The sequence below is a fragment of the Sphingomonas sp. DBB INV C78 genome (genome assembly GCF_042693015.1).
Taxonomy (GTDB): Bacteria; Pseudomonadota; Alphaproteobacteria; order Sphingomonadales; family Sphingomonadaceae; genus Sphingomonas_E.
On sequence record NZ_CP170544.1, the window covers coordinates 5,027,957 to 5,046,434 of the forward strand.

Annotated in this window: 19 protein-coding genes; 11 read left to right on the forward strand and 8 right to left on the reverse strand. The window is 64.7% G+C overall.

What is annotated here, in order from left to right:
- Window positions 1-16 precede the first annotated feature (16 nt).
- Complete coding sequence (xth, locus tag ACFB49_RS23995; protein WP_380874399.1) at window positions 17-793, forward strand: exodeoxyribonuclease III; 777 nt, start codon at window positions 17-19, stop codon at window positions 791-793.
- Window positions 794-949: 156 nt separating this feature from the next.
- Here the strand turns inward: xth and ACFB49_RS24000 are convergent, their stop codons facing one another.
- The gene (locus ACFB49_RS24000) at window positions 950-1,555 is read right to left on the reverse strand and encodes a peptidylprolyl isomerase (RefSeq protein ID WP_380874400.1); all 606 of its coding nucleotides are present in this window, start codon (window positions 1,553-1,555) and stop codon (window positions 950-952) included.
- Window positions 1,556-1,699: 144 nt separating this feature from the next.
- Here ACFB49_RS24000 and ACFB49_RS24005 point away from each other — a divergent pair, with 144 nt between their 5' ends.
- A complete protein-coding gene (locus ACFB49_RS24005) occupies window positions 1,700-2,314 on the forward strand; it encodes a hypothetical protein (RefSeq protein WP_380874401.1) in 615 nt (204 codons plus the stop codon).
- 5 nt (window positions 2,315-2,319) lie between these two features.
- Here ACFB49_RS24005 and ACFB49_RS24010 read toward each other — a convergent pair whose 3' ends face one another.
- The 5 genes from ACFB49_RS24010 to lptF all read right to left on the reverse strand — a co-directional run bounded on the left by ACFB49_RS24010 (window position 2,320) and on the right by lptF (window position 7,150).
- Entirely contained in the window at window positions 2,320-2,802 is a 483-nt protein-coding gene (locus ACFB49_RS24010; RefSeq protein ID WP_380874403.1) for a hypothetical protein, read from the reverse strand.
- Window positions 2,803-2,805: 3 nt separating this feature from the next.
- Window positions 2,806-3,960, reverse strand: a complete 1,155-nt coding sequence (locus ACFB49_RS24015) for an N-acetyltransferase (protein ID WP_380874405.1) — start codon at window positions 3,958-3,960, stop codon at window positions 2,806-2,808.
- A 2-nt stretch (window positions 3,961-3,962) separates the two neighbouring features.
- Window positions 3,963-4,712 (reverse strand): sterol desaturase family protein, encoded by a 750-nt coding sequence (locus ACFB49_RS24020; RefSeq protein WP_380880098.1) that lies wholly within the window; start codon window positions 4,710-4,712, stop codon window positions 3,963-3,965.
- 138 nt (window positions 4,713-4,850) lie between these two features.
- The gene (gene lptG, locus ACFB49_RS24025; protein WP_380880100.1) at window positions 4,851-5,945 is read right to left on the reverse strand and encodes an LPS export ABC transporter permease LptG; all 1,095 of its coding nucleotides are present in this window, start codon (window positions 5,943-5,945) and stop codon (window positions 4,851-4,853) included.
- 2 nt (window positions 5,946-5,947) lie between these two features.
- On the reverse strand, window positions 5,948-7,150 hold the full coding sequence (gene lptF / locus ACFB49_RS24030; protein ID WP_380880102.1) for an LPS export ABC transporter permease LptF: 1,203 nt from the start codon (window positions 7,148-7,150) through the stop codon (window positions 5,948-5,950).
- 129 nt (window positions 7,151-7,279) lie between these two features.
- Here lptF and ACFB49_RS24035 point away from each other — a divergent pair, with 129 nt between their 5' ends.
- The 8 genes from ACFB49_RS24035 (at window position 7,280) to hslU (ending at window position 13,849) form a co-directional block, all read left to right on the forward strand.
- Window positions 7,280-7,810, forward strand: a complete 531-nt coding sequence (locus tag ACFB49_RS24035) for a DUF2141 domain-containing protein (RefSeq protein ID WP_380874407.1) — start codon at window positions 7,280-7,282, stop codon at window positions 7,808-7,810.
- 3 nt (window positions 7,811-7,813) lie between these two features.
- A complete protein-coding gene (locus tag ACFB49_RS24040) occupies window positions 7,814-8,776 on the forward strand; it encodes a diacylglycerol/lipid kinase family protein (protein ID WP_380874409.1) in 963 nt (320 codons plus the stop codon).
- Window positions 8,777-8,789: 13 nt separating this feature from the next.
- A complete protein-coding gene (locus tag ACFB49_RS24045; protein ID WP_380874411.1) occupies window positions 8,790-9,674 on the forward strand; it encodes a hypothetical protein in 885 nt (294 codons plus the stop codon).
- A 195-nt stretch (window positions 9,675-9,869) separates the two neighbouring features.
- A complete protein-coding gene (locus tag ACFB49_RS24050; protein WP_380874412.1) occupies window positions 9,870-10,277 on the forward strand; it encodes a holin family protein in 408 nt (135 codons plus the stop codon).
- A gap of 48 nt (window positions 10,278-10,325) precedes the next feature.
- Window positions 10,326-10,661 carry a DMT family protein gene (locus ACFB49_RS24055; RefSeq protein WP_380874414.1) on the forward strand — a complete coding sequence of 112 codons (336 nt, stop codon included), beginning with the start codon at window positions 10,326-10,328 and terminating at the stop codon, window positions 10,659-10,661.
- 141 nt (window positions 10,662-10,802) lie between these two features.
- On the forward strand, window positions 10,803-11,357 hold the full coding sequence (hslV, locus tag ACFB49_RS24060) for an ATP-dependent protease subunit HslV (RefSeq protein ID WP_380874415.1): 555 nt from the start codon (window positions 10,803-10,805) through the stop codon (window positions 11,355-11,357).
- A gap of 25 nt (window positions 11,358-11,382) precedes the next feature.
- A complete protein-coding gene (locus ACFB49_RS24065; protein ID WP_380874417.1) occupies window positions 11,383-12,483 on the forward strand; it encodes an FAD-dependent oxidoreductase in 1,101 nt (366 codons plus the stop codon).
- Window positions 12,484-12,550: 67 nt separating this feature from the next.
- A complete protein-coding gene (hslU, locus tag ACFB49_RS24070) occupies window positions 12,551-13,849 on the forward strand; it encodes an ATP-dependent protease ATPase subunit HslU (RefSeq protein ID WP_380874419.1) in 1,299 nt (432 codons plus the stop codon).
- A gap of 69 nt (window positions 13,850-13,918) precedes the next feature.
- On the opposite strand, the gene ACFB49_RS24075 is transcribed toward hslU, so the two are convergent.
- Window positions 13,919-14,521 (reverse strand): hypothetical protein, encoded by a 603-nt coding sequence (locus ACFB49_RS24075; RefSeq protein ID WP_380874421.1) that lies wholly within the window; start codon window positions 14,519-14,521, stop codon window positions 13,919-13,921.
- A gap of 77 nt (window positions 14,522-14,598) precedes the next feature.
- Window positions 14,599-15,288, reverse strand: a complete 690-nt coding sequence (radC, locus tag ACFB49_RS24080) for a DNA repair protein RadC (protein ID WP_380874423.1) — start codon at window positions 15,286-15,288, stop codon at window positions 14,599-14,601.
- 137 nt (window positions 15,289-15,425) lie between these two features.
- On the opposite strand from radC, the gene ACFB49_RS24085 reads away from it, so the two are divergent.
- Window positions 15,426-18,431: a YdbH domain-containing protein gene (locus ACFB49_RS24085; RefSeq protein WP_380874425.1), complete on the forward strand. Its 3,006-nt coding sequence runs from the start codon at window positions 15,426-15,428 to the stop codon at window positions 18,429-18,431.
- The last annotated feature ends 47 nt before the right edge of the window (window positions 18,432-18,478 follow it).

Consider the following 18,478-nt stretch of genomic DNA (forward strand, 5'->3'; position numbering starts at 1 on the left):
CTCTAAGGTCGCGCCCATGAAGATCGCGACCTTCAATATTAACGGCATCAAGGCCCGTGGCCCCCGTCTCCTCGAATGGCTGGAGGAGACGAAGCCTGACATCGCCTGCCTGCAGGAGATCAAGACCTCGGACGAAACCTTCCCCGAAGCGGATATCCGCGCGGCGGGCTATGGCGCGATCTGGCATGGGCAGAAGGGCTTCAACGGCGTCGCCATCCTCGCCCGCGGGGTTGATCCGGTCGAGCGCCAGCGCGGCCTGCCCGACGATCCCGATCCCTCGCACAGCCGCTATCTCGAAGCCGAGGTGAACGGCCTGATCGTCGCATCCATCTACCTGCCCAACGGCAATCCGCAGCCGGGGCCGAAATTCGATTACAAGCTCGCCTGGATGGAACAGCTCCGCCGCCACGCCGCCGGTTTGTTTACCAGCGAGACGCCCGTGGTGCTGGCCGGCGACTATAACGTCATCCCGACCGACCTGAAGGATGACGTCTTCTCGCCCACCGCGATGGCGAATGATGCGCTGACGCAGCCCGAAAGCCGCGCCGCGCTCCGCGCGATCGTCAATCAGGGCTGGACCGACGCGATCCGCGCCATCCATCCTTCGGGCGAGGTCTATACCTTCTGGGACTATCAGGCCGGCGCCTGGCAACGCGACGCGGGCTTCCGCATCGACCATCTCCTGCTCAGCCCCGTCGCGGCCGATCGCCTCGTCAATGCCGGCGTGGACAAGGAATATCGCGGTCGGGAAAAGGCCAGCGACCACGCGCCGACCTGGGTGGTGCTGCGCTAACCGCCCCATAACCAAGGGTCATGCTGAACTTGTTTCAGCATCCATATGGAACGTCGCAGAGCCGAATCGTGCCCTCTGGGAGCGGGGCTCGCATGGATGCTGAAACAAGTTCAGCATGACGACGGAATGATGGGGAACGCTGGCAGGCCGCAGCCTTCACTTCACCCGGCGCGCGGTGACGATCTTGATCGGGTCGATGATCGACTGGCCCTTGGTCGTCACCGAATAGCCGCCGGGATGGGTCGGCGCGGCGAGGATCTTGCGGACGACCGCCATTCCGCTCACGACATGGCCGAACGCGGCATAGCCGACGCTGCCGTCGCGCGCATCAAGCCCCGGCGCCGGCCCCACCGTGATGAAGAATTCGCCCATCGCCGTGCCCGGATCGTTGCGCGCCATCGAAAGCGTGCCATCGACATGGCGAAGCCCGGTCTGCGATGTCGGCTCATGCGCGATCGGCAGGAAGGCGCGCGTCATCCGCCGGTTGATGCCGCCCTGGACAAGCCCGTAGCCCGACCCGTTCTTCGCCCGTGCAGCGCGGTAGAATGTGGTGTCGTCGAACCTCTTGCTGTCCACATACCGCAGGAAGTTGGCCGAGCTGATCGGCGCGCGCTTTGTTTCCAGCGCGACGACGATCGGCCCCGCGCTCGTTTCGAGTCGCACGAGCACCAGTCCGCTCGTGGCAGCGGGGGCCTTGGCGATGCCGGGGGAGGATAGCGCACCCAGAAAAGCGAGCACGAGGAACAGGAAACGCGGAATCATTCCCCGTTCCTAACGCAAAGTGATGGCGAGTCATCACCTTCTCGAAAGCGTGCCGGCCTCACGCAACCTCTTCTTGCAGACCGTTACGGCTGCGCGCACACTGGCTCGTCTGACAGGCATCAGGTGACGCGGAGCGGAACTCAATTGACCGACCGGGGCACATTGCGGGCAACCATCGATGCACTTCATTCTAACGTCGCCGTGCTCAATGCTACCGGGGTCATCGTCGCCGTGAATGATCGCTGGCTTCGCTTCGGGCGGCAGCGGCAAGCGCCTTCCGATTTCGTCGGCGCCAATTATCTCGAAGCGTGCGCAAGGGCGGCCACCCATGGCGACAAGATTGCGGCGCGCGTCGTAAACGGGCTCAGGAACCTGTTGGACGGACGCATTGAAACATTCGGCCTGGCCTATCATTGCGGCGATCGCACCTTCCGGTTGAGGGCGCGGCATATCGATGCGCCGCATCACCGTATCATCGTCGCGCATGAAGATATCACGGCGCTGTTGCGGGCACGGCGCGAACGCAATCATACGCTACGCCTGCTGGGCCAGACCCGGCTAAATTATGCCCAGCGTTCCGATCATATCTATGAGGAGCTCGGTCAGCGCCTTGCCGCCATTTCGCTCGCCGCGCAGGCGCTGGAGCAGGGCGCCAACATCGCCAATGCCGTGGCAGTGATCCGCATGGCTGTAGAGGAAGCACGGCGCGAAGTGCAGTTGCTCCGCTATCATGGCGAACCTGATTCCGACGAAGTCTGAGCGCCTCAGATCGACAGAATGCGGATAGAGTCCAGCCCAGCCGCGCCGGCCGCACTCAGCGCCTCCTCCACCGAAGCGGCCCCCATCGCGGCGTCCCGCGCAACGAGATCATAGCCTGCGGGCGTGAACCATGTCCGCTCGAACGCGATGAACATCCATTCGCCGCCGGCATCGAGATGGCGGATGCTCCAGCGGCTGGAAAAGGGCGTCAGCAATCCGGACCCGCGCCACAGAAAATGGCGGTTGGTCGCATCGCTCGGAAAGTCGAAACCGCGCACTACGCGCTCGCGCGCGGCTTGCTCGTATCGAACCTCATCGATCAGCCCGGACCGTAAACGACGATTGCCAGGCGCGTAATTGAGCGTCGGACGGTGTCGCTTGCCGTCGAGCCACATCGGGAAACTGGTCGCGCGGATGAACCAGCTGCCTGCGATCGCATCCAGCGGCAATCCGGTTTCCTGATCGGGTTCCCGGATGGCCGCCGGCATGGATTAAAGGGCCTTCTCGTACACCCGATAGACCCGGTTGACCTTGCTCTCGATCGTTTCTGCGATCGATTTCATCCCCTGATTGTCGTCGAGGACCCAGCCAATCTCGCCGCGAACCGCGCTGTAATTGGCCAGGGCATCCTGACGGATATATTCGATCATCATGAAGGCGAGCTGGCTGGCCAGCCGCGTCGATTGCAGTCGCTTGACGACGCCCATCAACGGCACGCGCATCGTCCTTATCTGCGGTTTGCGGAGCCGCCACAGCAGCTTGGCCCAGCCGAACGGAAACAATCGGCCGTTCAGATCGTCGGTCAGCTCGTTCAGGTTGGGCAACGTCATCATGAAGGCGACGGGCACGCCTTCCACCTCGGCGACGCGGATCAATTCCTCGAACACGATCGGTTTCAATTTCTTGCCGGCATAAGCGATTTCGGCATCGGTCAGCGGAACGAAACCCCAATTGTCCGACCAAGCATCGTTGAGGATGCTCAGGATCAGCGCGGCCTCTTCGTTGAAACGCGATTTGTCGACCTTGCGGATGTTGATCCGCGCATTGCGCTCGCCCGATGCGACGATGCGCTGCACCAGCGGCGGAAAGTCCTTGGTGATGTCGAGGTCGTAAGTGAACAGGTCGCGCGCGCCATGATAGCCCGCAGCTTCGATCCACGCTTCATATTCGGGCAGATGATGGCCCATCATGACGGTGGGGCTGTGGTCATGGCCCTGGACGAGCAGGCCCGGCTCATCCCAGATCGAAAGGCTGAACGGGCCCATCGCTCTGGTCATGCCTTGGCCGCGCAGCCAGTCTTCCGCGGCTGCGATCAGCGCCGCCGCCGTTTCCGTGTCCTCGGCCTCGAACATGCCCCAATGGCCGACACCGGGGCCGCCGCCCTGCACTTCGGGCATGGCCAGCACCAGCTTGTCGATTTGCGCTGAAATCCGGCCCGTGACCTTGCCGTCGCGGCGGGCGAGCAGGAACACCGCTTCGGCATGGCCGAACCACGGATTCTTCTTCGGGTTGATCAGGCCGTGGACCTCGTCCTTCAGCGGCGGGGTCCAGTGCGGATCATTGGCATAGAGCCGCCACGGCAGATCGACGAAGGCGTTGCGGTCGGCAGCGCTCGCCACCGGAGAGATGGCGATGGAGCCCGCCATGGTCAGTTGCGCTGGCGCTGGCGGGGATGGCCGGTCGCGACGCCGCCGGAAAGCCGGGACACGTGCGGATAGTCCTCCGCCACTTCCTGCGTATAGCCAAGGTTGAAGACGGTCGGGCTCTTCGGGCGCTCGCCGGCCTTCTCGTAAAAGGTGCCGAACAGGCGATCCCAGAAATAGTTGGTTATGCCGTAATTGCCGTTTTCGTTGTGGAAATGGTGCTGCATGTGGCGCTGCTTGATCGACGCCACCCACTTGTTCTTCGGCTTGTAGGCCAGGTGCTGGATGCAGTGGAAGAATTCATAGACGCAGGTCGTGATCAGGCCGGTCGCCAGCGCCGCCGCGGCGCCACCGAACTCGCCGATCGCATAACCCACCGGCACCGTCGCCAGCACGATCGTCGGCAGCGTGGTGTGCAGGCCGCCGAACAGCACCTCCAGATGGTTGGGGTCCTGATGGTGGTCGTAATGGATGCGCTTCCAGGTGGGCGCGAGCAGCTTCGACTTCCACATCCACTTGCTGTGGAGAACCCAGCGGTGGAGGCAGTACCACACCAGCGGATAGATCATCGACGCGATGAAGATCGACGCCAGCGTCTCGACCAGGCTCGCCGGGCGCCAGGCCCAGGCGCCGATCGCAAGCGCAGCCACCGCCAGATAGGCCATGATCGCGGGGTACTGGAAATAAGCGACGACAAGCTCGCGCAGCGTCATCCGGTCCAGATGGTGCGAACGATTCCAGAAGCCCGTCCGCATCGATTCCGTGCTCTTCACAGCAGGCAAATCCTTGAGAAATTCCGTGTGGGGCGGCCCAACAGGGCCATTAACGACAATGGTAATGAAATCGCAATGCGGCGGTTTCGGGGCGCAATATGGCGCTCGCGGCCCCGATTGCTACTCTTCGGTCCGGATCAGCACCGTTTCGCCGATCAGGAAGAACAGGATCGGTGGCCCCCACGCGGCCAGCAGCGGCGGGTAGGCGCCGATATTGCCCATCGCCAGCGCGAAATTGTCCGCGACGAAATAAGCGAAGCCCAGCGCCATGCCGATCACCGCGCGCAGGAACAATTGCCCGGATCGCGCCAGGCCGAACGCGGCGACGGCCGCCAGCAGCGGCATCAGCACAGATGATAGCGGCCCGGACACCTTGTGCCACAGCCCCGCCTCCAGCGATTCGGTGGGACGGCCGGCAGCTTGCAGGTCGGCAATGGCGACGCGCAGATCCGCAAAATTGCGTTCGTCGGCGTCCACGTTCGCCAGCGTGAAGCGATCCGGGGTCACGCCGCGCGCTACGGTCAGCGAGGGCAGGGGCTCAGCCACCCCGCGGGTTACGTCGAACCGGCGGACATCCTTCATCAGCCAGCCGCCGCGATCATAGGTCGCGCTCTTACCGGTGATGATCGTTTCCAGCGTCCCGCCGATCCGGTCATAGACGGTGATGTCGGTCAGCCGCACGCCGGCGCCGCGGCCACTCGCCTGGGTGGCGTGGATCAGATCGTCGCCCGATCGCACCCAGACATTGCTGACGATGCCGCGATCCACCGGTATGGGGCCGTAATCGGCGGCGTCCCAGGCGGTCAGCGTCGCATTGGCGCGCGCGACGATGCGTTCGTTGAAGCTGAAGGACAGGATCGCGATGCCCATGCTCGCCAGGATCAGGGGGGCGAGGATCTGGTGCGCGGAAATCCCTGCGGATTTCATCGCGATGATCTCGCTGTTCTGGTTCAGCGTGACGAAGGTGATCAGCGCGCCCAGCAGCACCGCGAAGGGCAGGAAGCGCGCGATCAATTGCGGCACGCGCAGCGACACATATTGCCACAACTGCGGTTCGCCATTGCCGGGATAGGCCAGGATGTTGCCCGATTCGCCCAGCAGATCGAGCGTCTGGAGTACCAGCACCAGCGCGGCCAGCACGCCGAAGCTGGTCAGCAGGAACTTCTTGGCCATGTACCAGGTCATGGTGCGCGATGCGAAGAACTGCAGGTTCACGCTCATGCCGGCAGCTCCGTCCGTCTGCCGAACGGCAGCCAGCGGCCGATCGCCTTGCCGGCCTTGGCGGCCCAGCGTTCGAGCGCGCCGATCGGTTGGCCACCGGGAACGTGGGCGACGATGTGGTACATCCACCAGATCAGCGCCGCGAAGCCGACGAAAGGCACCCACAGCGAAATCAGCGGGTCGACGCGGCCGAGCGCGCCCAGCGCCTCGCCATATTCGTTGATCTTGTGCTGCGTCACCAGGATCACGATGGAAAGGAACACGCCCAGAGCCGACGTCGATCGCTTGGGCGGCACCGCCAGCGCCACCGCCAGCATCGGCAGCAGGAACATCGATGCCACTTCGACCAGGCGGAAATGGAAGTTGGCGCGCAGCTCGTTGCGGGTCTGCTGGGGCGTTTCCGGATTGCGGACCGTCTTGACGAGCTCGGGCATCGTCATCTCGAGATCCTTGCCGCCGCGCTGGCGGAACGCCTCCATCTTTGGCAGGTCGATCGGCAAATCGTGGCCGGCGAAGCTCAGCACCCGCGGGGTGCGGAAATTGGGGGCGTCGTGGACGAGCGTCCCGTTGGACAGGCGCAGGATGATGACGTCGGGATCGTCGGTCGCCATGAAGGTGCCCCGTTCGGCCGTTACCGCCAGCGATCGTCCGTCGCGCGCGGTCGTCATCACGAAGATGCCCGAAAGATCGCGCCCGCTGTCGCGGCTCTGCTCGACGCGCAAGGTCATCCGGCTGCCGAGCTTGGTGAATTCGCCCACCTTGATCGACGCGCCCAGCGCGCCCGATCGCAGCTCGAATCGCAGCCCTTCATAGGCATAGCGCGCATAAGGCTGGACGAAGCCGACGATGGCGAGGTTCAGCAGCGCCAGCGCGATCGCGAACAGATAAGGCACGCGCAGCAGCCGGCCATAGCTCACGCCCAGCGCGCGCAGCACGTCCAGCTCGGACGACAAAGCGAGCTTGCGGAAGGCGAGCAGGATGCCCAGCATCAGGCCGATCGGGATGCCCAGCGACAGATATTCGGGCAGCATATTGGCCAGCATCATCCACACGACGCTCACCGGCCCGCCCTCGCTCGCGACGAAATCGAACAGGCGCAACATCTTGTCGAGCACAAGCAGCATGGCGGCGATGACCAGCGTCCCCACCAGCGGCACGGTGATCAATCGGGCGAGATAGCGATCGGTGAGGCTGGCAATTCTCAAAATATGGTCGCCTCGTCACCATGATCTGGCCGCAATCGCAGCCGATTGTCGAAAGCATCGGGGGCATGTGTATCCCGCCGGGCGCGTTTCTGCCCGGCTATAGCTTCCGGGAGTCGAGAGGTCATGCTGAAACTGACGAGTTTGGTTACCAAGGCTGCTCTGGCGCTGGCTGCGCCGGTGGCGATCGGTGCGGGGACTGCCCAGGCGGCGGTCCTTGGGCCCGATGCCGCCGCGTGCGCTTCCGGCGCGTCGGGGCCTGCGGTGCTCGTCAAGGTCGATGGCTTCAAGACCCGCACCGGCAATGTCCGCGTTCAGGTTTATGGCGCAAATGCGGCAGAATTTCTCGCCAAGGGCAAGAAGCTGAAGCGCGTCGATGTGCCCGTCACCCATGGCGGCCCGATGGAGATCTGCGTGGCGCTGCCGCAGGCCGGCAATTATGCCGTCGCTGTCCGCCACGATATCGACGGCAATGGCAAGTCCAGCCGCAACGATGGCGGCGGCTTCTCGCGCAATCCGGGGCTTTCGCTCATCACGCTCAAGCCCCGCTACGAAGATGTGGTGATCTCGGTCGGGCAGCAGCCGCGCGCGGTTCCTGTCGTGCTGAACTACATTCAGGGCCTGGCGATCAAGCCGATCAAGACAGCATCGAGGTAACAGATGGTTAGTGTCGCCCTGCTGTCCAATCCGCGTTCCACGGGTAACCGCGCGATGCTGCCGCGCATCCGCAGCTATTGCGCGCAGCATGGCGAAATCTTCCATTACGAGGTGGAATCGGTCGAGCAGATCGGCGCCGCGCTGCGCACCATCGCGCGTGTCGCGCCCAAGGTGCTCGTCATCAACGGCGGCGACGGCACCGTTCAGGCGGCGCTGACCGAGCTCCATCTCGGGGGCCATTTCGGCGATTCGCCGCCGCCGGTCGCGGTGTTGCCCAACGGCAAGACCAACCTGATCGCGCTCGATCTGGGTGCCAGCGGCGATCCGATCGTGGCGCTGGAGCGCGTGCTTGAGATCGCCCGCGGCGACATGACCGATCATATCGTCCCGCGCGAACTGATCGCGCTGTCGGGCGATGGCGTGCGGCCGGTGCTCGGCATGTTCCTGGGCGGCGCCGGCCTTGCCGATTCGATCCTGTTCTGCCGCAACAAGATTTATCCGCTGGGCCTGCCCAACAGCTTCAGCCATGTGCTGACCGCGCTTGCCGTGCTGACCACTGTCTTCTTCGGCATCCGCGCCGCCTTCCTGCCGCCCAAGCCCAGTGAGGTCCGCGTGTCGCTGCTGCGCCAGGGCCAGATCGAAGGGCAGTTCGCGCTGCTGATCGTCACCACGCTCCAGAAGCTGCTGCTCGGCAGCAAGACGGGCGTGAACGGTGCTGCCGGCCTCCAGTTGGTCGCGGTCGAGCAGCGTCCACTCGCGGTGCTGCGGGCCTTCTTCGCCGCTCTGTTCGGCATGATCGGCCATCGCAAGATGGAGGGCGTCCACCTCCAGCGCGGCGACGAGATCCGCATTGAGGGCGAGCGTTCCAGCGTCATCCTCGACGGCGAACTGTTCTTGACGGAAAAGGGCCGGCCGATCGTGCTGACGCCGACCCTGCCGATGCCCTTCCTGCGCCTGGCGGCCTGAACCGCCGGCAGCCATGGACAGGCTTGTCGATCTGGTGGCGGCCGAACTCGGCCAGCCGGTCGATCCGCGCGCGGTTGCGCTCGCCGCCGCGATCGCAGCCAGATATGGCGAGGCATCGCGCGCGGTTCTGTTCTACGGCTCCTGCCTGCGCGAGACGCGGCTCGACGGGCTGATGCTCGATTTCTACCTGATCGTCTCCGATTATCACGCCGCTTACGGCAAGACATGGCTCGCCACCGCCAACCGGCTGATCCCGCCCAATGTCTTCCCGTTCGAGGCCGATGGCCTCGCCGCCAAATATGCGGTGTTGAGCGAGGCGGATTTCTTACGGCTCTGTTCGCGCGAAGCCGACAATGTCTCGGTCTGGGCACGCTTCGCCCAGCCGTCGCGGCTGGTCTGGTCGAGCGACGATGCAGCAGGACGGCGGGCTGTCGAGGCGGTCGCGCAAGCCGCGCCGACCCTGCTCGCACTCGCCATCCCCACCGTCGGCGCTTCGTCCGCTGCGCCGCTGGATCTGTGGAAGGCGGGTTTCACGCTCACCTATAATGCCGAACTCCGCGCGGAGCGGACCGGCCGCTCGCTGTCGATCGTCGACGTCGATCCCAATCGCTATGAACGCATCGGGGAAGCCGCCCTGGCGGAGATCGCGGCCACCACGATGTCGCCCGATCAGGCGATGAAGCATTGGCGCAAGCTCCAGCGGCGGGGCAAATGGCTCTCGGTTGTCCGTCTCGCCAAGGCCAGCCTCACCTTCGCCGGCGGCATCGATTATCTCGCCTGGAAGATCAACCGCCACGCCGGCACGGCAATCGTCATCAAGCCCTGGCAGCGCCGCTTCCCGCTGATCGCGGCGATTACCCTCGTCCCCCGCCTGCTGATGAAAGGCGCGGTGCGGTAGGCACCGGCCTACAAGCCAATCTCTTCCCGTCACCCTGAACTTGTTTCAGGGTCCACCGTGCGACAAGCGACGTTATTGCGATTGGATGGGTGGATGCTGAAACGAGTTCAGCATGACGATTGATTTTAGGCAAAGCGGGTTTTCCTACATATAACCATATAGGTTAGCATATTCCTCCAACCTCGGAGGTATCCCATGTCTCTTATCGCCGGCATCATCGGCCCCGTCGCGCAATTGATCGACAAGGTCATCCCCGATCCGCAAGCGCGCGATCGCGCCAAGCTCGAACTCATCAAGCTCGAAGGCAGCCAGGAAATGGAGGCGCTCAAGACCCAGCTCTCGGCGATCGTCACAGAAGCGCAATCCGCCGATCCCTGGACCAGTCGAGCGCGACCCAGCTTCCTCTATGTCATGTATGCCTTGCTCTTGTGGGCGATCCCGATGGGGCTGATCTCGGTCGCCGATCCGGAAACGGCCTCTGCAATTGCCCGCGGTATGAACGCCTATCTTGCTGGCCTGCCCGAACCGCTCTACGCCCTCTTCGGCACCGGCTATCTGGGCTATACGGTCGCGCGCGAATGGGGCAAGGCGAAGAAAGGCTGAGCCTCGCGTCGGTTATGGGCGGGGCTGTCGCCAAGGGAGCCTCGCCGCATGACCACGCTCGCACTGCTGATCGCATCCAACCTGTTCATGACGATCGCCTGGTACGGTCATCTGAAATTTCCGGATGCGCGGCTGTGGGTGGTGATCCTCGCATCCTGGGGCATCGCCTTCATCGAATATTGCCTGGCCGTGCCGGCGAACCGTATAGGTTATTTCAGCGGCTTTACCGGCGGCCAGCTCAAGATCATACAGGAATGCGTGACGCTGGCGGTGTTCGCCCTGTTCGCGATCTTCATCCTCAAGGAGCCGCTGACATGGCGCTATCTGGGCGCGTGCGTGTGCATTGGCGGCGCAGCAGCCTTCATGTTCGTCGGCCGCGCCTAAGGAATTCCGCCATTTGCGGGGAAGTGGAGGACGCAATGGCAATCCTCAACTTCCTCAACTTCGGGGACATTGGAATGCTCGGCGCGTTGCCATCCACGCACCCCGCGCCCATATCGCGGCCGGAACGGAGCACAGGACGATATGAGCGAAGACAAGATTGGCTGGCACGGCACGACGATCCTGTCGGTGCGGCGCAACGGTAAGGTCGTGGTGATCGGCGACGGCCAGGTGTCGATGGGCAATACGGTGATGAAGCCCAACGCCCGCAAGGTCCGCCGCCTCCACGATGGATCGGTGATCGGTGGCTTCGCCGGCGCCACCGCGGATGCTTTCACTCTGTTCGAGCGGCTGGAACGCAAGCTCGAACAGCATAATGGCCAGTTGATGCGCGCCGCGGTCGAGCTCGCCAAGGATTGGCGGACCGACAAATATCTTCGCAATTTGGAAGCGATGATGATTGTCGCCGACAAGGACGTGACCTTGATCCTGACCGGCAATGGCGACGTGCTGGAGCCGGTCGGCGGCGTCGCCGCGATCGGATCGGGCGGCAATTTCGCCCTCGCCGCTGCCCGCGCGCTGGTCGATTACGAACCCGATGCCGAAACGATCTGCCGCAAGGCGATGGCCATCGCGGCCGAAGTCTGCGTCTTCACCAACGATCAGCTCACGGTGGAGACGCTTGATAGCGCCAACTGAACTATTGGCGCCCGATCGCCGTCGGATGCTGGCGGCCGGAACCGCCGGCCTCGCCGCGCTCACGCTGCCCGGATGCGCCACGACGATGGCCCGCCCGGTCACGGCAAAGCGGGGCTGCCTGCCACCGGTCAATGTCGCGCCCGATCGTGTTATCCGCAGGGTCGCCGGCCTGCGTCCCTATCGTCCCTCGGGCTTCGTTGTTCGCGCGGAGGCATTGGGGTCGAAGCGGCTGGTCCATAATTACGGTCATGGAGGCGGCGGCATCACCCTGAGCTGGGGCAGCTCGCGCCTCGCGGTCGATCTGGCGCTGCCGGGCCACCAGGGCGGCGTCGCCGTGCTCGGTTCAGGCGTGATGGGCCTCACCACCGCGCGACTGGTGCAGGAAGCAGGATTTCCCGTCACCATCTACACCGCAAAGCTGCCGCCGGAGACGACGTCGAACATCGCCGGCGGGCAATGGTATCCGTCCTCGGTGGTCGATTCTTCGCTGCTCACGCCGGCCTTCTCCGCCCAGCTCGTCGCCGCGGCGCGCTACGCCTATCGCCGCTACCAGATCCTCGTTGGCGAGGAATATGGCGTCCGCTGGATGCGCAACTATTCGCTGTCCAACCGCCCGATGAGCGGTGTCGGCAGCGTCGATTCGCTGCTGCTCGATCTCTTCCCGGAGGCGAAGGACGTCGCCGCCGGCGACCATCCCTTTCCTTACCCCTATGTCCGCCAATATGACGGAATGATCGTCGATCCCGGCCGCTTTCTGCGCGCGTTGGAACGCGACACCAGGCTGGCTGGCGGCAAGATCGTCGTCCGTGAATTCCAGACCGCGGATCAGCTGGCCCAGCTGCCCGAAACCACGATCATCAATTGCACTGGCCTCGGCAGCCGCGCCCTGTTCGGCGATGCGGAGCTTGAACCCGTCCGCGGCCAGCTCGCCGTGCTGTTGCCCCAGCCCGAGGTGGAATATGCCTATTCCGCGCCCGGCGGGCTTTACATGTTCTCCCGCGCCGACGGGGTCATCCTCGGCGGCACGCATGAACATGGCGTCGGGGTCGCAGAGACCGAGCCCAATACGATCGACCGGATCGTCGAGGGGCATCGTCAGCTCTTCGCCGGCTTCCGTTGCGCTTGAACCTCAATCCTTTCGCACCGATATCGCCGGTCCTGCCTTTGAAGTCCCTTCCCAAGAGAAAGCCAGAATGAACGACGCGCTCACCCCCAAGGCCATCGTCAACGCGCTCGACGCGCATATCGTCGGGCAGCAGGAGGCCAAGCGCGCCGTCGCCGTTGCGCTCCGCAACCGCTGGCGCCGCCAGCGCCTGCCGGAAGGGCTGCGCGAGGAGGTGACGCCCAAGAACATCCTGATGATCGGGCCCACGGGCTGCGGCAAGACCGAGATCAGCCGTCGCTTGGCCAAGCTCGCCGACGCGCCTTTCGTCAAGGTGGAAGCGACCAAGTTCACGGAGGTTGGCTATGTCGGCCGCGATGTCGAACAGATCGCCCGCGATCTCGTCGAGGAAGCGGTGCGCCTCGAAAAGGAACGCCGCCGCAACGCGGTGAAGGACGCCGCCGAGGACGCCGCGATGGCGCGTCTGCTCGACGCACTCGTCGGCAAGGATGCGAGCGAGGCGACCCGCACCGCCTTCCACCAGCGCTTCAGGGACGGTCATCTCGACGACAAGGAAGTTGAGCTCGAACTGCAGGATTCGGGCGGCACACCGTTCGAGATCCCTGGCATGGGCGGGCAGGTCGGCATGATCAACCTCTCCGACATGATGGGCAAGCTTGGCGGCGGGCGCTCCAAGCGCCGCAAACTGCCGGTCCGCGCCGCCTGGGCCAAGCTGGTCGAGGAGGAAGCCGACAAGCGCCTCGATCAGGACGAGGTCAGCCGCGTCGCGCTGGCCGACGCCGAGGCCAATGGCATCGTCTTCCTCGACGAGATCGACAAGATCGCCGTCAGCGACGTGCGCGGCGGATCGGTCAGCCGCGAAGGCGTGCAGCGCGATCTGCTGCCGCTGATCGAAGGCACCACCATCGCCACCAAATATGGGCCGATGAAGACCGACCATATCCTCTTCATCGCAAGCGGCGCCTTCCATGTCGCCAAGCCGAGCGACTTGCTGCCCGAACTCCAGGGCCGCCTGCCGATCCGCGTCGAACTGAAGGCGCTGACCGAGCAGGATTTCGTCCGCATCCTCTCGGCAACCCGGGCCTCGCTCACCGAGCAATATCGCGCGCTGATCGGCACCGAGGGCGTCGATGTCAGCTTCACCGAAGACGGCATTGCCGCGATCGCGCGCATCGCTGCCGAAGTGAACGGCCAGGTCGAGAATATTGGCGCCCGCCGTCTCTCGACCGTGATGGAAAAGCTGCTGGAGGAAGTCAGCTTCGATGCCGAGGACCGCCAAGGCAGCGCGCTCGTCGTTGATGCCGCTTATGTCGAAACCCAGCTGGCCGCGATCGCCCGCAACACCGATCTCAGCAAGTTCGTGCTGTAGGCGCCCTTCCGCACATTTCTTTGTGCCGAAACAGATGCGGGATGACGGTTGTGGCGACGTCGGCCCAGCCTATCTCGGAACGAAGATGTAGGTCATCCTGGCAGCACGGTAGCTTGCCTGAGGTGTCAGGGCGCAGTCCGACGGTGCGAGGCCGAGGGCGGCTTTATCCAGGCACACCACGGCGGAGGCTAGATTGGAAAGGATCGCAAGTCGCGCATTGCCTTTCAGGCGGTCCGCACCATCGCCGCCCGTTGATTTGGTCGATGTGCTGATGTCTCTTGCGAAGATCTGCTGCCCGTTGTCGCTCCTGGTGAGCACATAGCTGATGCTTGATGTCGCATTGCTGGAAAAGGAGATCTTGGTCGGGGCGTCCAGGGTGATCCAGCGGACGGTAAGGTGCGCTTGGGCTGGCTGCCCGGGTGGCGCCAGCATGTTGGCCTGCGCGAGCGTCTCGCGGAGAGCCTCTTCGAATTCCTTGAGATTGGTGATGGGAATAAGGAACGCACCGATCTTGTCCGGCATGCCGACAATCGGATTGAGCGCAATCCGTTGATATAACGGATGGCTCGGCGCCACGGGCTTGGGGCTCTCGGGCAAGAAGGGGATGCCGAACGGAACCAGCGGGACGGCGGGTTTCGCGACGACGGGGGACGTCAAGAGCAACACGGCCAAGGCGATTGGACCAGATATTCGCATGGCTGCAAGATGACGATCGCTTCTTAAAGAAGCGTATTCGATCGTGTGCGGGATTACATCAATCCCATCGCGCGAAGGCTGGCATGGCCTTCGCCGGCGATGACGACATGGTCGTGGACGGTGATGCCCAACGGCTTGCCGGCCGCGACGATCTCTCGGGTCAGCGCGATGTCCTGCCGGCTCGGCGTCGGATCGCCCGAGGGATGGTTGTGGACCAGGATCAGCGCGACCGATCCCAGGTCGATCGCGCGGCGGATGATCTCGCGGACATAGACGGCGGCCTGATCGATCGAGCCTTCCGACACCAGCTCGTCGCGGATGAGGATATTCTTGCTGTTGAGGTGCAGCACGCGAACGCGCTCGACCGCGCGGTGCGCCATGTCGGCGCGCAGATAATCGAGCAGCGCCTGCCAGCTCGACAGCACCGGCCGCTCGGCGACGCGTGATCTAAGCAGGCGGAGCGCCGCCGCCTCGGCGATCTTGATCGCGGCGACCGCGCCTTCGCTCAGTTCACCCTTGCGGGCGAGGGCTTCGGGTTCGGCCCCCAACACCCCGCCGATGCCGCCGAATTCGGCGAGCAGCCGGCGTGCCATCGGCTTGGTGTCCCGCCGCGGAATGGCGAGCGCGAGCAGATATTCAATGAGCTCATGATCCTGCAGCGCTTCCGGCCCGTGTTCGGCCAGCCGCGCGCGCAGGCGGGCGCGGTGGCCGCTGGCGTCGTGTGCGGGATCGGCGTCGCTCATCGCTGCCGGTTGTGCATGGCTCGTGGCGGCTGCGCAACAATATCGGGCACCGGGCGTTCAAGCGGCCGGATGAAAAGCGGGATAGCATCGGAATTTGGCTCGCCGCGCAGGCCAATGACGCGCTAGGAAGTGGGGGGATGGAGGACGGCGAACCGGCACCCCCGCGCAGGCGGCTGAAATGGTTGGCGATCATCCTCGCCCTGCCGCTGGCGGTGCTTGCCATTTTGTGGTTCGAGCGGCGGCCGATTGCCGCGCATTTCGTCGATCGCGAACTGACCGCGCGCGGCGTTCCAGCGCGCTATCGCATCACCGCGCTCGGGCCATTCACTCAGCGGCTCGAAGGCATTTCATTGGGCGACCCCAAGGCGCCCGATCTTACCGCGGATTGGGCCGAACTGGAACTGGAATGGGGGCTCGGCGGACCGAAGGTGGCCGGCATCACCGCCAGCGGCGTGCGGCTGAAAGGCCGCATACAAGACGGCACGCTGCGGCTCGGCAGCATCGACAAACTGCTACCAGCGCCGTCGGGCGAACCCTTTGCGCTGCCCGATCTCGACGTCGATCTTCGCGATGCCCGCATGGGGCTCGCGACGCCCGCCGGCACGATCGGGATGACGATCGACGGCAAGGGCAATCTCGCGGAGGATTTCGCCGGCCGGTTGATGCTGCACGCCCCGAAGCTCGCAACGGGCGATTGCCGCGCGGTCGGCCTGTTCGCGCCCGTCGACGTCAAGACCGGCAAACAGGCGATTCGCCTCGATGGGCCGGTTCAACTTGGCCGATTGCTCTGCGGCGATGCCGCCGATCTCAACGGCATGTCGGGCCGTATCGGCCTCGCGTTGGCGTCCGATCTTGGCGGCCTTTCGGGCGATACTTCGCTGCTTGCGGAAACGGGAAGGCTCACGAGCGTCACCGCAAAGCGCTGGCAATTTGCCGGCAGGGTCCGGGCTGATCTCAAGCGTGCCCGGGCAGGGCTGGACGGCGACGTCAGCTTCGTCGAGGCGGTGGTTCCCGGCGATGTTCGGGATCGGCTGCGTGCGGTGCGCGGCAGCATGGCGTCGACGCCGATCGGGCCACTGGTGCCGCCACTCATAGACGCGCTGGTGCGTGCGGCCGGCAATCTCGACGGCAAGGCGCGGCTGGCAGCCGACTATGGTCCAGCGACCGAAGTGCGGTTGAGGGACATCGCGCTGCAATCCACATCGACCCCCGCGACCCGCCTGACCATGACCGGCGGCCGCGGCGTCGGCTGGTCCCCGGAAAATGGCATTTCCGCGGAGGGTGCGGTGCAGCTTGCGGGTGCCGGACTGCCGCAAATCGCCGGCACGGTTGCGATCGGCGGCGGCAAGGGGCAGGGGGTGCTGACCATGGCGCCTTACGCCGTCGGGGGCGCGCGGCTGGCGCTGGCGCCCATGCGAATCACCGCCACGGGCAAGCATTATCTGATCCAGACGGCGGCGACGATCGACGGGCCGTTGGGGGACGGGCGTGTCGAGGGGCTGGCGATGCCGCTCACCGCCCGCATCGGCACCGACGGCGGCTTCGCGCTGAACCCGGCCTGCGCGCCCTTGTCCTTCCGCTCGCTGGCCGTGGCCGGCGTCCGGCTCGCGCCTGCGCGGCTGCCGATGTGCCCGACGGGCGCGGCGCTGGTCGCCAAAGCACCGGGTGGCCCACTGACGGGCGGCGGCAATATTCCCGGCTTGAAGCTCGCGGGCCATGTCGGCGGTGCGCCGCTCACCTTCCTCAACCGCCGTTTCGGCTTCGATGTCGGTCGGCCGGGCTTTGTCGCGGAGGCGGTTTCGGTGCGGCTGGGGCAGGGCGATTCGATCAGCCGGCTGGAGATCGAGCATCTCACCGGCAAGGCCGATCCGCGGGGACTGGCGGGCCGGTTCGAAGGCGTCTCCGGCAAGCTCGGCGCGGTAATGCTGTGGTTCTCGGAAGGCGAGGGCGATTGGCGGCTCGCCAACGCGGATCTCGAGGTCCGCGGCCATCTCCAGGTTTCGGATCAGGCCACTCCATCGCGTTTCAAGCCCCTCGTCAGCGACGATGTGCAATTGACGCTGATCGATGGCCGTATCCACGCGACCGCCCAGCTTCGCGAGCCGACGACCAATGTGGCCGTGACGGCGGTGACGATCGATCATGATCTGTCGCGATCGACGGGGTCGGCCCTGCTCGACGTGCCTGGCCTCACTTTCGGCAAGGCGCTGCAACCCGAACGGCTTACCGATCTGACGCTGGGCGTCGTCGCCAATGTCGAGGGCGCGGTCAGCGGGCAGGGGCGAATCAACTGGAACGAGGCGGGCGCCACCAGCGGCGGCACCTTCCGCACCGATGCGCTCAACCTCGCCGCCGCCTTCGGCCCGGTCACGGGGCTGAGCGGCGAAATCCATTTTTCCGATCTGCTCGGCCTCGAAACGCCGCCGGGTCAGGAAGTCCGGCTGGCCGAGGTCAACCCCGGCGTCGCGGTGAACGAGGGCGTCGTCCGCTACCAGCTCCTGCCGGGCCAGAAAGTGCATATCGAGGGCGGCCGCTGGCCCTTTTCCGGTGGCGAGCTGTTTCTGGAGCCCACGACGCTCGATTTCGCGCAGCCGGTGGCGCGTCACATGACCTTCCGGGTCGCGGGGCTCGATGCGGCGCAGTTCATCCAGCGCTTCGAATTCGAGAATATCGCGGGAACGGGAATTTTCGACGGCACGCTGCCGATGGTGTTCGACGATTCGGGCGGGCGAATCGAACAGGGGCTGCTCAAGGTGCGCGAAGGCGGCGGCACGCTCGCTTATGTGGGGGAACTCAGCAACGAGGATCTCGGCACCTTCGGCAAAATGGCCTTCGATGCTCTGAAGGCGATTCGCTACGACAATCTCGCCATCGCGCTGAACGGCAATCTCGATGGCGAGATCATCAGCGAAATCCTGTTCACCGGCGTGAACGAACGGCCGATCGGGGGCGAGAGGCTGGGCGGCATGGCCGAACAGCTCACCGGGCTGCCCTTCCGCTTCAACATCACGGTCCGCGCACCGTTCCGTGGTCTGGTCAGCACCGCCAGCAACTTCATCGATCCCACCAGCCTGATTCGGAATCAGAAGCCGGCCGATTCGCAGCCACCTGTTCAGGGACAGGAAAGCGAGGATAAGCGATGAACTTCGTGATAGAGACGAATGATCGAGAACGAGTTTCAGGGAAGCCA

Excerpts from the sequence above, each read along its gene's own strand:
- xth (WP_380874399.1), top strand. The coding sequence starts at position 17 with ATGAAGATCGCGACCTTCAATATTAACGGCATCAAGGCCCGTGGCCCC.
- ACFB49_RS24055 (WP_380874414.1), top strand. The coding sequence starts at position 10,326 with ATGACCACGCTCGCACTGCTGATCGCATCCAACCTGTTCATGACGATC.
- hslU (WP_380874419.1), top strand. The coding sequence starts at position 12,551 with ATGAACGACGCGCTCACCCCCAAGGCCATCGTCAACGCGCTCGACGCG.
- ACFB49_RS24065 (WP_380874417.1), top strand. The coding sequence starts at position 11,383 with ATGCTGGCGGCCGGAACCGCCGGCCTCGCCGCGCTCACGCTGCCCGGA.
- hslV (WP_380874415.1), top strand. The coding sequence starts at position 10,803 with ATGAGCGAAGACAAGATTGGCTGGCACGGCACGACGATCCTGTCGGTG.
- ACFB49_RS24000 (WP_380874400.1), bottom strand. The coding sequence starts at position 1,555 with ATGATTCCGCGTTTCCTGTTCCTCGTGCTCGCTTTTCTGGGTGCGCTA.
- ACFB49_RS24040 (WP_380874409.1), top strand. The coding sequence starts at position 7,814 with ATGGTTAGTGTCGCCCTGCTGTCCAATCCGCGTTCCACGGGTAACCGC.
- ACFB49_RS24015 (WP_380874405.1), bottom strand. The coding sequence starts at position 3,960 with ATGGCGGGCTCCATCGCCATCTCTCCGGTGGCGAGCGCTGCCGACCGC.
- ACFB49_RS24085 (WP_380874425.1), top strand. The coding sequence starts at position 15,426 with ATGGAGGACGGCGAACCGGCACCCCCGCGCAGGCGGCTGAAATGGTTG.
- ACFB49_RS24035 (WP_380874407.1), top strand. The coding sequence starts at position 7,280 with ATGCTGAAACTGACGAGTTTGGTTACCAAGGCTGCTCTGGCGCTGGCT.
- ACFB49_RS24020 (WP_380880098.1), bottom strand. The coding sequence starts at position 4,712 with ATGCGGACGGGCTTCTGGAATCGTTCGCACCATCTGGACCGGATGACG.
- radC (WP_380874423.1), bottom strand. The coding sequence starts at position 15,288 with ATGAGCGACGCCGATCCCGCACACGACGCCAGCGGCCACCGCGCCCGC.
- ACFB49_RS24045 (WP_380874411.1), top strand. The coding sequence starts at position 8,790 with ATGGACAGGCTTGTCGATCTGGTGGCGGCCGAACTCGGCCAGCCGGTC.
- ACFB49_RS24010 (WP_380874403.1), bottom strand. The coding sequence starts at position 2,802 with ATGCCGGCGGCCATCCGGGAACCCGATCAGGAAACCGGATTGCCGCTG.
- ACFB49_RS24050 (WP_380874412.1), top strand. The coding sequence starts at position 9,870 with ATGTCTCTTATCGCCGGCATCATCGGCCCCGTCGCGCAATTGATCGAC.